Origin of the sequence: Actinomyces sp. 565 (genome assembly GCF_010365615.1) — a bacterium.
GTDB lineage: Bacteria > Actinomycetota > Actinomycetes > Actinomycetales > Actinomycetaceae > Actinomyces.
This window is the reverse complement of sequence record NZ_PIZD01000004.1, coordinates 1-12626: the sequence shown is the minus strand read 5'-3', so window position 1 is coordinate 12626 and position 12626 is coordinate 1. Positions and strand designations below refer to the sequence as shown.

At 69.9% G+C, this 12626-nt stretch carries 13 protein-coding genes; all 13 read right to left on the bottom strand.

Annotated elements, in window-relative coordinates; genetic code table 11:
* Nucleotides 1–127 precede the first annotated feature (127 nt).
* Nucleotides 128–1291 carry a prephenate dehydrogenase gene (locus GZ997_RS00925; protein WP_162678493.1) on the bottom strand — a complete coding sequence of 388 codons (1164 nt, stop codon included), beginning with the start codon at nt 1289–1291 and terminating at the stop codon, nt 128–130.
* Nucleotides 1288–2244, bottom strand: coding sequence for a pseudouridine synthase (locus GZ997_RS00920; RefSeq protein WP_162678553.1), 957 nt, complete (start codon nt 2242–2244; stop codon nt 1288–1290). The genes GZ997_RS00925 and GZ997_RS00920 overlap by 4 nt, the downstream gene beginning before the upstream one ends.
* A gap of 2 nt (nt 2245–2246) precedes the next feature.
* On the bottom strand, nt 2247–2879 hold the full coding sequence (gene scpB / locus GZ997_RS00915) for an SMC-Scp complex subunit ScpB (protein WP_161923996.1): 633 nt from the start codon (nt 2877–2879) through the stop codon (nt 2247–2249).
* The gene (locus GZ997_RS00910; protein ID WP_162678492.1) at nt 2876–3751 is read right to left on the bottom strand and encodes a ScpA family protein; all 876 of its coding nucleotides are present in this window, start codon (nt 3749–3751) and stop codon (nt 2876–2878) included. The genes scpB and GZ997_RS00910 overlap by 4 nt, the downstream gene beginning before the upstream one ends.
* Nucleotides 3741–4628, bottom strand: coding sequence for a ParA family protein (locus GZ997_RS00905; protein ID WP_161923995.1), 888 nt, complete (start codon nt 4626–4628; stop codon nt 3741–3743). The genes GZ997_RS00910 and GZ997_RS00905 overlap by 11 nt, the downstream gene beginning before the upstream one ends.
* Before the next feature lie 55 nt (nt 4629–4683).
* Nucleotides 4684–5604: a site-specific tyrosine recombinase XerD gene (xerD, locus tag GZ997_RS00900; protein WP_202616322.1), complete on the bottom strand. Its 921-nt coding sequence runs from the start codon at nt 5602–5604 to the stop codon at nt 4684–4686.
* Between the two features lie 107 nt (nt 5605–5711).
* Nucleotides 5712–5954, bottom strand: coding sequence for a preprotein translocase subunit SecG (gene secG, locus GZ997_RS00895; protein WP_161925319.1), 243 nt, complete (start codon nt 5952–5954; stop codon nt 5712–5714).
* Between the two features lie 175 nt (nt 5955–6129).
* Nucleotides 6130–6909, bottom strand: a complete 780-nt coding sequence (tpiA, locus tag GZ997_RS00890; RefSeq protein WP_161923994.1) for a triose-phosphate isomerase — start codon at nt 6907–6909, stop codon at nt 6130–6132.
* A 53-nt stretch (nt 6910–6962) separates the two neighbouring features.
* A complete protein-coding gene (locus tag GZ997_RS00885; protein ID WP_161923993.1) occupies nt 6963–8156 on the bottom strand; it encodes a phosphoglycerate kinase in 1194 nt (397 codons plus the stop codon).
* Between the two features lie 178 nt (nt 8157–8334).
* A complete protein-coding gene (gap, locus tag GZ997_RS00880; protein ID WP_161923992.1) occupies nt 8335–9342 on the bottom strand; it encodes a type I glyceraldehyde-3-phosphate dehydrogenase in 1008 nt (335 codons plus the stop codon).
* Between the two features lie 171 nt (nt 9343–9513).
* The gene (whiA, locus tag GZ997_RS00875; RefSeq protein ID WP_161923991.1) at nt 9514–10494 is read right to left on the bottom strand and encodes a DNA-binding protein WhiA; all 981 of its coding nucleotides are present in this window, start codon (nt 10492–10494) and stop codon (nt 9514–9516) included.
* 50 nt (nt 10495–10544) lie between these two features.
* A complete protein-coding gene (gene yvcK, locus GZ997_RS00870) occupies nt 10545–11594 on the bottom strand; it encodes a uridine diphosphate-N-acetylglucosamine-binding protein YvcK (protein ID WP_238994153.1) in 1050 nt (349 codons plus the stop codon).
* A 7-nt stretch (nt 11595–11601) separates the two neighbouring features.
* On the bottom strand, nt 11602–12564 hold the full coding sequence (gene rapZ / locus GZ997_RS00865) for an RNase adapter RapZ (protein WP_162678551.1): 963 nt from the start codon (nt 12562–12564) through the stop codon (nt 11602–11604).
* Nucleotides 12565–12626 lie beyond the last annotated feature (62 nt).

The window sequence follows — 12626 nt, the reverse complement described above, 5'->3', positions numbered from 1 at the left end:
CGACCCCGCAGGCTCCGGCGAGCCGGTCGGTCTCAAGGGGTAAGCGTCCCACAATCACGCGCCGCCGCACGGATCGGCGGCAGATGAGTCCGCCCACAGCCGCGCCGCGGCAAGTGCTCCGCCCTCCTTAGGACACGACCACGCGCCAGCCGCGGGCGTCCAGGGCCTCCTCCAGCCCCTGGGCGGCGGCCGGCATGACCGAGAGCATGGCCAGGCCGGCGCTCTGCCCGGGCGAGTGCTCCATGGCGAAGTCCTCGATATTGACGCCCGCCTCGCCGACGTCGGAGAACAGACGGCCCAGCGAGCCGGCCGAGTCGGGCACCAGCACCTGCACCTGCGCGTAGCGGCGCGGCGCCCCGCCGTGCTTGCCCGGTATGCGGGCCTGCCCGGCATTGCCGCGGGTCATCAGGTCGGTGATGGCGCCGACGGCGCCGGGGGCGATGGTAGCGGCGTCCCCGGCGGCGGTGTAGGCCGGGTCGCCGGGGTCGACGGCGGCAGGCGCGATCCCGTTGATCAGTGTGTCCAGGTCCCCGCGCAGCTGGCGCAGCATGTCCACCACCGGCCCGGCGTTGCCGACCACGATCGCCGACCACAGCCGCGGGTCGGAGGCGGCGATGCGGGTGGTGTCGCGCAGCCCCTGCCCGGCCAGGCCGAGCGCGTTCTCGGGGGTGGACTCCAGGCGGGCGGCCAGCAGGGAGCTGACCAGTTGGGGGACGTGGCTGACGGCGGCGACGGCGGCATCGTGCTCGGCGGCATTCATGCGCACCGGGGTGGCGCCGACGTCGACGGCCAGGTTGCGCACCGCCAATTCGGCCTCCGGGGCGGACCCGTCGGCGACGACCACCCAGGGGTGGCCGGCGAACAGGTCGGAGTCGGCGGCGGCGGCTCCGGACCGCTCCCGCCCGGCCATGGGGTGGGAGCCGACGTAGCGGCGCGCCTCCCGCCCGCCGTGGCGGCGCACCTCGGCGGCAATGCGCGCCTTGACGCTCGCGACGTCCGTGACCACCGCGTCTGGGTGGGCGGCCAGCTCGCGCAGCACCACGCCGGCGGCCACGTCCGGTGGGGTCGCGACCACGATCAGGGCGGGTTCGGCGCTGTGCTCGTCACGCACCTGCCCGGCGCCCATGTCGCGCGCCAGTGCCAGGGAGGTGGGTGAGGTGTCGGCTAACTGCACCGGGACGCCGGCTGAGGTCAGGGCCAGCGCCAGGGACGTGCCCAGCAGCCCGGTGCCGACCACCAGCACCGGCCCCCGGGTGGCGAGCGGGGCGGAGGGGTTTCCGGCGGCGCTCACAGGCCCACCTCCTTTTGCAGTGCGCTTACCTCCGCACCCGTGAGCGGGCGCATCTCCCCCGGGCGCAGACCGCCGAGCGACAGCGTTCCGATCCGGGTGCGGGACAGACGAGTTACGGGGTGCCCGACGGCTGCCAGCATGCGGCGCACGATCCGGTTGCGGCCCGAGTGCAGGGTGACCTCAAGGATCGAGGCGTCCGGGGCGGAGTCCTTGACCACTACGCGGTCCGCGGCAATCGGCCCGTCCTCCAGCTCGATGCCGCGCTTGAGCCGACTCGGCAGCCCGCTGCTGACGTGCCCCCGCACCACCGCCACGTAGGTCTTGGCGACCTCATAGCTGGGGTGGGTGAGCCGGTGGGTGAGCTCGCCGTCGTTGGACAGCAGCAGCAGCCCCTCGGTGTCGGCGTCCAACCGGCCCACGTGCACCAGCCGCAGCGCGGAAGCCTTCTCCGGCCCGCCCAGCTGCTCGGCGTGCTCGGCCAGGTACTGCTCGGTGTACTCGGCGACCGTGGGGCGGCCCTGCGGGTCCTCCATGGTGGTGACCACGCCGACGGGCTTGTGCAGCATGACCGTGATGACATCGGGGTCGGTGAGCACCCGCGAGCCGTCCACACGGATCTCCTGGGTGGCGGGGTCAACGCGCACTCCGGGCTCGGTGACTCGCACCCCGTCGACGCTGACTCTCCCGGTGGCGATCAGCTGCTCGCATACGCGCCGGGACCCCACCCCGGCGTGGGCCAGCACCTTCTGCAGCCGCTGCCCGCCGACGACGTAGGGGTCGTCTGGGCGTGCCCGCCCTCCCCGGGGGGCGTCGGCGGCCGCGGCGGGCGCCGTGGAGGAGGCCTCGTCCTCGTAGTCGATTTCTTCGAGGTCGTCGGCGTCGTAGAACTCCTCGGCGCCGAGATCCAGTGCGTCCGGGACGTTCTGGGCGCCTCCGTCGGTATTGTTGCGCATGCTCACGGCAGCATCCTCCCGGTGATCTCATCTTCTATGTCCCCCAGGGCGGAGGAATCGGGCAGGTAGGGAGCCAGGGGCGGTAGGTCGGCAAGCGAGTCCAGGCCCAGGTACTCCAGGAACTCCCCGGTGGTGCGGTACAGGATCGCACCGGAGGGCTCCGTGCCGGCCTCCTCGATCAGGCCGCGGGCGTGCAGGGTGCGCACCACGCCGTCTACGTTCACGCCCCGCACCGCAGCTATCCGGCCGCGAGTGACGGGCTGCCGGTAGGCGATGACGGCCAGCGTCTCCAGTGCGGCCTGCGACAGGCGGGCGGTGGCCCCGCCAATGACGAAGCGCTCCACCAGCTCGCTGAACCGGGGGGCGGAGGCCAGCCGCCAGCCGCCCGCAGCCCGTCGCAGGACGAAGCCGCGCGCCCGCGTGCCGCCGTCGGGGCCGGGCTTCTCGCCGGCGTACTCGGCGGCCAGTGACTCCAGCACCGCCTCGATGAGCTGCTCGTCCCGGTCGAGGGCCTGGGCCAAGGCGACCACCGTGACCGGCTCGTCCGCTACTGCCAGGACGGCTTCCACCGCGGCACGTAGTTCCTCCTCCGGCACGGGTACCGGCAAAGCCGCCGCCGACTCCACGGCGCTCATGCGAATTCCTCCTCCAGCTCCAGGGAGTCCGCGGCCACTGCGCTCGGATCCTCAAGCGACTCGTCCCGCCAGCTAACCGTGATCTCCCCCATGGGCGATTCCTGTGCCAGGTCGACGCCTCCCTGGCGGTACAGGATCAGCAGCGCCAGGAAGCGGGCGACGACGACCGCGGTACGCCCCGCGTCAGCAGTCAGCTCAGTGAACGTAAGGGTGCCGGCGCGGCGCAGCCGGCTGGCGAGCAGGCGCAGCTGCTCCCCCACGGGGACGCGCTCGTGCAGGTGCACGGTCTGCACGCCCGGATCCCGGCGGCGGGTCAGTACGTCGGCCGCGATGCGGGCCAGGTCCTCGGCGTCGCTGGTGGCCACGAGCCGAGGCAGCAGGGCCGCCAGCTCGGGGGGCAGGGACACCACGCGCGGGTGCGTGCGGGAAGCCGCCTCGGCGTGGGAGCGGATGACCTTGGCCGCCTCCTTGAAGGCCCGGTACTGCAGCAGCCGGGCGAAGAGCACGTCGCGGGCCTCGAGCAGCTCCATGTCCTCGTCCATCTCCTCGGGATCGTGCGGGAGGAGCCGGTGGGCCTTGAGCGCCAGCAGAGTGGAGGCAACCACCAGGAACTCGCTGGCGCGCCCGAGGTCCCAGTCCGCGCGCATGTGGGCGATGAACTCGTCGGTAACCTCCGCCAGGGCCAGTTCAGTGATGTCCAGCCGCTTACGGGCGATCAGGGTGAGCAGCAGGTCGAAGGGCCCCTCGAACTGCGGCAGGTTGACCTGGAATCCGGGCACCTGCCCAGGCCCTGCCGGAACCAGCCCCGGTGAGGTCTCCAGCTGCGGCTGGGAGCCGTTCGGAAGCGTCTCAATAACCGGTTCAGGCAACATTGCCGCGCGCGATGACCTCACGGGCCAGGCGCCGGTACGCCTCGGCACCGGGATGCCCGGAGGCGTAGCTGGTGATGGGTTCGGCTGCTACGGATGCGTCCGGGAACTTGATCGTGCGACGGATCTGCGTGTCGAAGAGCTTGTCGCCGAAGGCCTCCGTCAGGCGCTCGAGCACCTCCCGGGAGTGGAGCGTCCGCGGGTCCACCATGGTGGCGAGGATGCCGTCGATCTGCAGCCGCGGGTTGATGCGGTCCCGCACCCGGTCCACGGTCTCCACCAGCAGGGCTACGCCGCGCAGAGCGAAGAACTCCGTCTCCAGCGGGATGATGACGCCGTGCGCGGCGGTGAGGGCGTTGACCGTCAGCAGGCCCAGGGAGGGCTGGCAGTCGACGATGATCGCGTCATAGTCGTCCAGCACGGGACGCAGCACGCGGGCGAGAGCCTGCTCGCGGGCGACCTCCCCGACCAGCTGTACCTCTGCCGCGGACAGGTCGATATTCGCGGGCACCAAGTCCAGGCCCTCCACGGAGGTGGAGTGGATGATGGGCCGCACATCGGGGCGGGCGGCGACCAGCATGTCGTAGACGGTCTGGTCCAGCTCGTGGGCGTTGATGCCCAGGCCGGCGCTCGCCGCGCCCTGCGGGTCGAAGTCCACGATCAGTACGCGGCGTCCGTACTCGGCCAGCGCGGCGCCCAGGTTGATGGTGGTGGTGGTCTTTCCCACGCCGCCCTTCTGGTTGCACATGGCGATCACACGGGCGGGCCCGTGCGATTCAAGTGGCGCCGGCACAGGGAAAACCTTCTCCTGTTCTTCCAGCTTGCCGTCGTCAGAGTTCTCGGGCGGGTCGATCAGGCCGGGCTGCTTGGCGTCACTCACACGGGCAGCCTAGTCGAAGTGGGACAGCGGGACGCGGAGAAGACTCCTTCGCAGGCTAGCCGCGGGCCCGCGGGTGACTGGTGGCGTAAACCTCCCGCAGGTGGTCGACGGTGACCTTGGTGTAGATCTGGGTGGTGGTGACCGAGGCGTGCCCCAGCATCTCCTGGACCACGCGCACATCCGCACCTCCGGCCAGCAGGTGGGTGGCGAAGGAGTGCCGCAGCGTGTGCGGGGAGATGCGTCGCTCCGCCCCTCCGCCGGAACCGGAGCCCCCGGCCAGTCCGGCCCGCTGCGCCGCGTGCTGCAGCACCGCCCAGGCCGACTGCCGTGACAGTGGCCGGCCCAGGGTGTTCAGGAACACTTCCGGCACTCCCCGCCCCTTCGCCGCCAGGGCGGGACGTCCACGCACCAGGTAGGCCTCCAGCGCGTCCCAGGCGAACTGGCCCATCGGTACGATCCGCTCCTTGCGTCCCTTGCCGAACACCCGCAGGCAGCCGGATGCGGCATCCAAGTCGTCCACTACCAGCCCAACTGCCTCCGAGATACGCGCACCGGTTGCGTACAGCAGTTCCAGCAGGGCGCGGTCGCGCAGGGACACCGGCGAGTCGTCGTTTCCAGCGGATTCCAGCAGGCGTCGCACCTCGTCCACGGTGAGCGCCTTGGGCAGGCGCCGTCCCACCTGCGGTGGACGTACCGCCGCCGATGGATCGGCATCGGTGCTTCCCTCGGCATGGAGGAACCTGTGCCAGCCGCGCACGGCAGTGACTGTGCGGGACGCTGAGGACGCGGCCAGCGGGCGACCGCCGTCGGCGCCGGTACGCAGCGCCTCCAGGAATGCGGCCACATCCGCCTCGGTCACCGAGTCGGGCGCGTGAATCGAGCGCCCGCGCAGGAAATCGGCGTAGCGACCCAGGTCCCGCTCGTAGGCCGCCAGCGTATTGGGACTCAGCCCGCGCTCTACACGCAGGTGTGCCAGGTAACCGGACCGGGCCCGCTCAAGCGCATCCCCGCGAGGATCGTGGGTGCGCCGCCCGGTCGCCCCGGTGTCCGCAGCTGCTCGGGTAATGATGCTGTCCGGCGTGCTCAGGCGAATCGGGCAACCAGCCCGAGACCGATAATGGTTGCCGTCCAGACCAGGGCCACCCCGATGGTGATCCGGTTCAGGTTTCGTTCGGCGACGCCGGAGGAGCCGGCTGAGGAGGTGATGCCGCCCCCGAACATGTCGGACAGGCCACCGCCCCTGCCCTTGTGCATCAGGATCGTCATGATCAGGAAGAAGCTTGAGAGGACCAGCAGTACCTGCAGGATTATGGTCAGCACGCCCACGCCGCATTCCCTTCGTCGTCGTTCCGGCCGGTTCGGCCTGTCACAGTGAGGCGACCGCCGCCTCCTCACTCGGCGACTCTACCCGATCCGCGCACTTGCACGCGTGTGCGCCCGGCCCCACGGGGACCGGGCGCACACGCTGAACACAGACGTGCTAGCAGCTCAGGCTAGGGGATCAGGCGTAGAAGCCGGCCATCTGCGCGAAGGAGTCCGCCTTCAGCGAGGCGCCGCCGACGAGCGCGCCGTCGATGTCGGCCTGTGCCATCAGCTCCTTGATGTTGGCCGGCTTGGCGGAGCCGCCGTACAGGATGCGGGTGGCGTCCGCGGTGGCGTCGCCGTAATCAGCGCGCAGGGCCTCACGGATCGCGCCGCAGACCTCCTGGGCGTCCTCTGCGGTGGCGGTCTCGCCGGTGCCGATGGCCCAGATGGGCTCGTAGGCGATGACGATCTTGGCCACGTCCTCGGCGGACCAGCCGGCCAGGGCGGCACGGATCTGGCCGAGCACGAAGTCCACGTGGGTGCCGGCCTTGCGGATCTCCAGGGCCTCGCCGCAGCACAGGATCGGAGTCATGCCGGCATCCAGGACCTTGCGGGCCTTGGCGCCGACCAGCTCGTCGGACTCACCGTGGTACTCGCGGCGCTCGGAGTGGCCCATAACCACGTAGCTGCAGCCGAGCTTGGTCAGCATGTCGGTGGAGATCTCACCGGTGTAGGCGCCGTTGTCGTGGATGGACACGTCCTGGGCGCCGTACTTGATGCCGAGGGAGTCGGCCTCGACGATCGTCTGGACGCTGCGAATGTCCGTGAACGGCGGGATGACCAGTACCTCACACTTGGAGTAGTCGTGCCCGGCGTCGCTCAGCGCCATGGCCAGACCTTGCACCAGGTGATTGGCCTCAAGGTGGTCCAGGTTCATCTTCCAGTTGCCCGCCATCAGCGGGGTGCGGTTGCTCATTATCCGTATTCCTTTTCCGAATGTGATGGGATTGAAGTGCCTGTGGGCGCGGCTCAGTCGTCGAGGACCGCGATACCGGGCAGCGTCTTGCCCTCCAGCAGCTCCAGGGAGGCGCCGCCGCCGGTGGAGATGTGGGAGAAGGTGGACTCGTCGAAGCCGAGCGTGCGCACGGCCGCGGCGGAGTCACCGCCACCGATCACCGAGAAGGCGTCGGAGGAGGAGATCGCCTGGGCGACGGCCTTGGTGCCCTCGGCGAAGGCCGCGAACTCGAACACGCCCATGGGACCGTTCCACACGACGGTCTTGGAGGACGCAATCGCCTGGGCAAAGAGCTCACGCGTCTCGGGACCGATGTCCAGACCCATCTGGTCGGCGGGGATGGCGCTGGAGGGAACCACGGTAGCCGGGGCGTCCGGCTTGAACTCCGGTGCGACTACGGTGTCGACGGGAAGGAGCAGCTCCACGCCGTTGGCCTTGGCGGTCTCGAGGTAGCCCTTGACCGTCTCGATCTGGTCCTTCTCCAGCAGGGAGGTCCCAACCTCGTAGCCCTGCGCAGCGAGGAAGGTGTAGGCCATGCCGCCGCCGATCAGCAGGCGGTCGGCCTTGCCCAGCAGGTTGGCGATCACGCCGAGCTTGTCGGAGACCTTCGAGCCGCCCAGCACCACGGTGTAGGGGCGCTCGGGGTCGTTGACGGCCTTGCCGAGGGACTCGATCTCCTTGGCAACCAAGAGCCCGGAGGCGGCGGGGAGGATGCGGGCGACGTCGTAGACGGAGGCCTGCTTGCGGTGCACTACGCCGAACCCGTCCGAGACGAATACGTCCGCCAGATCCGCGAGCTGCGCGGCGAAGGCGGCGCGCTCGGCGTCGTCCTTGGAGGTCTCGGCGGCGTTGAAGCGCACATTCTCCAGCAGAACGATGTTCCCGGGCTCCAGTGCGGCGACGGCGGCCTTGGCCCCATCTCCGACGGTGTCCTCGGCCAGGGTGACGTCGACGCCCGCCAGCTCCGCCAGGCGCTCGGCGACCGGAGCCAGCGAGAAGTCGGGGTTGACCTTGCCCTTGGGACGACCCAGGTGGGCGGCGACGATCACCTTGGCGCCGGCGTCGAGCAGCTTCTTGAGGGTGGGCAGGGCGGCGCGGATACGGCCGTCGTCGGTGATGTGCTTGTCGTCGTCGAGCGGAACGTTGAAGTCGGAGCGGACCAGGACGCGCTTGCCCTGCAGGTCGCCCAGGGACTCGATGGTCTTCATGAAACCTCGCAGTGTTGAGTGTGTATTGAGTGTGTATTGAGTGTGTACTGAGTGTGACGTTGATTTACAGACGGGTGGGGTTCTACGCGCGGACGCCCGCGCACGCTGTTGGCGTGCGCGGGCGTCCGTCAGGTGCTCACTGTGTGAGTGCCGTGTCTGCTCGGGGGTCTACCCGGGCTCAGGCCAGCTTCTCGCAGACCAGGGCGGTGAGCTGGGCGAGGCGGTTGGAGTAGCCCCACTCGTTGTCGTACCAGGAGACGACCTTGACCTGGTCGCCCTGTACCTTGGTCAGCTTGGAGTCGAAGATGGAGGAGTGGGGGTCACCAACGATGTCGGTGGAGACCAGGTCCTCCTCGGAGTAGGCCAGGACGCCCTTGAGCGGGCCCTCGGCGGCAGCCTTGACGGCGGCGTTGATCTCCTCGACCGTGGCCGGCTTGGAGGGCTTGAAGGTCAGGTCCGTAACCGAGCCGGTCGGGACCGGCACGCGCATGGCGTAGCCGTCCAGCTTGCCCTTGAGCTGCGGGAGAACGAGCGCGACGGCGCGGGCGGCACCGGTGGAGGTGGGAACGATGTTGAGAGCGGCGGCACGAGCACGACGCAGGTCCTTGTGCGGGGCGTCGTGCAGGCGCTGGTCACCGGTGTAGGCGTGCACCGTGACCATCAGGCCGTTCTCGATGCCGAAGGCCTCGTCCAGCACCTTCGCCACGGGGGCGAGGCAGTTGGTGGTGCAAGAGGCGTTCGAGATGATGTTGTGCTTGGTGGTGTCGTAGTCCTGCTCGTTAACACCGATCACGAAGGTGCCGTCCTCGTTCTTCGCCGGGGCGGAGATGACGACCTTCTTGGCGCCGGCGTCGATGTGCGCCTGGGCCTTGGTGGCGTCGGTGAAGAAGCCGGTGGACTCTACGACGACGTCGACACCCAGGTCCGCCCAGGGCAGGTTGCCGGGCTCGCGCTCGGCCAGCACGCGGATCGGCTTGCCGTCGACGATGATGTTCTCCTCGTCGTAGGTGACCTCGGCGGCGAGGCGGCCCAGAATAGAGTCGAACTTCAGGAGGTGGGCGAGGGTCTTGATGTCGGTCAGGTCATTGACGGCCACGACCTCGAAGTCGGCGCCCTGCTCGAGGGCGGCGCGGTAGAAGTTGCGGCCGATGCGGCCGAAGCCGTTGATACCAACGCGGGTGGTCACTTTGTGTCCTCCTAGTGCGCCATGGGACGCACGTACTCGTACTTGCTGCACACAGTGTGTGCCCCGGCCTTCGTGGGGAGCTCCCCGTCTGATCCGGCAAGCCGAGTCTAGCGTTACGAACCCACCGCCGTGCGGGTTCGGACACGCCACGGGCGAACACGCTGAAACATCTCACATGTCGAGCATGTCTTGGGTGAGCGCAGACTCTGTATCCGGGATTCCCAGCTCGTGGGCGCGCTTGTCAGCCATGGCCAGGAGCCGGCGAATGCGCCCGGCAACGGCGTCCTTGGTCAGCTGCGGATCGGCCATACGGCCCAGCTCCTCCAGGCTCGCCTGCTTGTTCTGAATGCGCAGCCTGCCCGCCTGCACCAGGTGCTCGGGCACGTCCTCGCCGAGGATTTCAAAAGCGCGTTCCACCCGGGCACCGGAGGTAACCGCTGCCCGCACGGAGCGGCGCAGGTTGGCGTCGTCGAAGTTGGCCAGTCGATTGGCGGTGCCGCGGGTCTCGCGCCGGGAGCGGCGCTCCACCCAGAGCGCATTGGCCTCCACCGCGCCCATCCGCTGCAGCAGCACGCTGATGGCGTCGCCGTCACGCACAACCACGCGGTCCGCGCCGCGCACCTCCCGGGCCTTGGCAGTCACCTCGAAGCGACGTGCGGCACCGACCAGGGCCAGCGCCGCCTCACTGCCGGGGCAGGTAACCTCCAGCGCGGAGGAGCGGCCCGGCTCGGTAAGCGAGCCCCGGGCCAGGAAGGCACCCCGCCAGGCCGCGGCCGAGGCGTTGCGGCCACCCTGAACCACGGCTACGGGCATACCGCGCACCGGGCGCCCGTGGGCATCAACGAGCCCGGTCAGGCGGGCAAGGTCCCGCCCGCGGTCGGCCACGCGCAGCACGTAGCGGCTTCCGCGGTGCAGTGATCCGGCCTGAACCACCAGTACCTCAGGAGTCATGCCGAACAGCTCCCGCAGGTCCCGGTGCAGCCTGCGCACGGCGCCGCCGTGGTCCAGCTCGGCTTCGACGACTATGCGGCCGGACACCAGGTGCAGGCCGCCGGCGAAGCGCAGCATGGAGGCCACCTCAGCGCGCCTCTGGGCGGCGTTGTCGGTGGTCACGCGGGCGAGCTCGTCCTTGACGGTTACCGTCAGCGACATCGATGGTGCTCCTGCTCCTGTGGCGGTTGGGTTGGAAGGGTCTGGGCGGTTCAGGCGCCGCGCGGCGGCGAGGCGATGTCACCCATGACGCCGTCGAAGGCGTCCCGGAAGACGGCCGCCAGCCGCAACGGGTCATGGTGGCACAGTGCGTCACCGGTGCGCACCTGCCGCAGCACCAGCACCGCACCCATGGAAGCGGCAACGGACTCTAGATCAGCCAGGTCCTCGATCACAGTGGGATCGGCCACGACCACGTCCAGGCGCAGCTCGGGAGCGTACTCGGCCAGGACCCGCAGGTGGTCCGCCACCGTCATGTTGTCGGTCTCGCCGCTTTGCGCCGAAAGGTTAAGTACTACCAGCTTGCGGGCGCTGGTGCTGACCAGTGCCTGCCGCATGGAGGGCAGGATCAGGTGCGGGAGCACGGAGGTGTACCAGGAGCCAGGCCCCAGGATCACCCAGTCCGCGGCGTCGATTGCGCGGATGGCCTCAGGATGGGCATCGGCGTCCTCCGGGACGACGCGCACATTCTCCATGCGCCCCCGCGTGGTGGCCACGGCCACCTGTCCGGAAACGCGCTGGCGGTCCGCCCCGTTGACGATATCCGCCTCGATGACCAGCGGGGAGGCGCTCATGGGGATGACGCGGCCGTGGATGCCCAGCAGCCGCCCCACCCAGTCCAGTCCTTCCACCTCGTCACCCAGCAGCTGCCACAGCGCCAGGATCAGCAAGTTGCCCAGGGCGTGGTTGTCCAGCTCTCCCTCGGCGGAGAAGCGGTGCTGCAGCACGTCGCGCCAGGTCAGTCCCCACTCGGTCTCATCGGTCAGTGCCGCCAGCGCCATGCGCAGGTCACCCGGGGGCAGGCAGTCGAACTCGCGGCGCAGCCGCCCCGAGGAGCCGCCGTCGTCGGCGACCGTGACCACGGCGGTGAGCCGGTGGGTGACATGCCGCAGGGCGCGCAGCGTGGCGGACAGCCCGTGCCCGCCCCCCAGGGCGACCACGGCAGGCCCCTCCTCGCCGCGGCGGCTCCACCCGGCGGAATCGATGGTGGCCCGCGCCGGACGCATGGCGGAACCGGCCGCTTGACTCAGGGTGTCGCTCATTGTCGTCTCATTCCCTACCCAGGTCCCGGTGCTGCACGGAGACTTTGAACCCTGCTGCCCGCAGGCTGGCGGTGATCCGCTCCGCGGTCGCAACCGAACGGTGCTTGCCCCCGGTGCATCCCACCGCGATCGTGACATTGGGCTTGAGCTCGTCCACGTAGCGCGGCAGCGCCGGAACCAGCAGGTCTACGTAGCCGTCCACAAAAGCGGCCGCGCCGTCCTGCTGGAACACGTATTCGGCCACGGGCGTGTCCCTGCCGGTCAGGTGCCGCAGCTCCGTGACCCAGTAGGGATTCGGGATGAAGCGCACGTCCAGGACGTGGTCGGCGTCCATGGGCAGCCCGTACTTGAAGCCGAAGGACATCACCGTCACCTGCAGGCCCAGGTCGGACTCGTGCGCCACCAGTTCGCGAATGCGCCGCGCCAGGTCATGTACCGAGTAGTCGGTGGTGTTGATGACCTCATCGGCGGTGCCCTTGAGCCCCGCCAGAAGTGTGCGCTCGTGCTCGATGCCGTCCAGGATCGAGCCGGTCCCCTGCAGCGGGTGGGGGCGGCGGGAGGACTCGAAGCGGCGAATCAGCACCGCGTCGGAGGCGTCCAGGAAGATCAGGCGGACGTTGACGCCGCCGTCGCGCAGCTGCCCCAGGTACTGCATGAAGGAGGCGAAGAACTCGCGACTGCGCACGTCGACGACGGCGGCCAGCCGGTGTACGCCCGCGCCGACCGTGGTCATCATGCCGGCCAAGGCCGGCAACAGCTGCGGAGGAAGATTGTCCACCACGTACCAGTCGAGGTCCTCCAGCGCATTGGCCGCCCGGGACCGGCCCGCGCCGGACATGCCGGTGACAATGATCATCTCCGGCCGCTTTGCGGGCGGCACCGGGGCCGCGGCCTCGTCGATCGCCGGGATGCCGCGGGGCACCGTGTCCTTGACCGGGTCGCGAACCGCGTCCGCCTCACCTGCCGCCACAGCGCCGTGCCGCAGCGGCCGGCGCGGGGGCACGCCCGCGGGTCGCGGGCCGTCCGACCGGG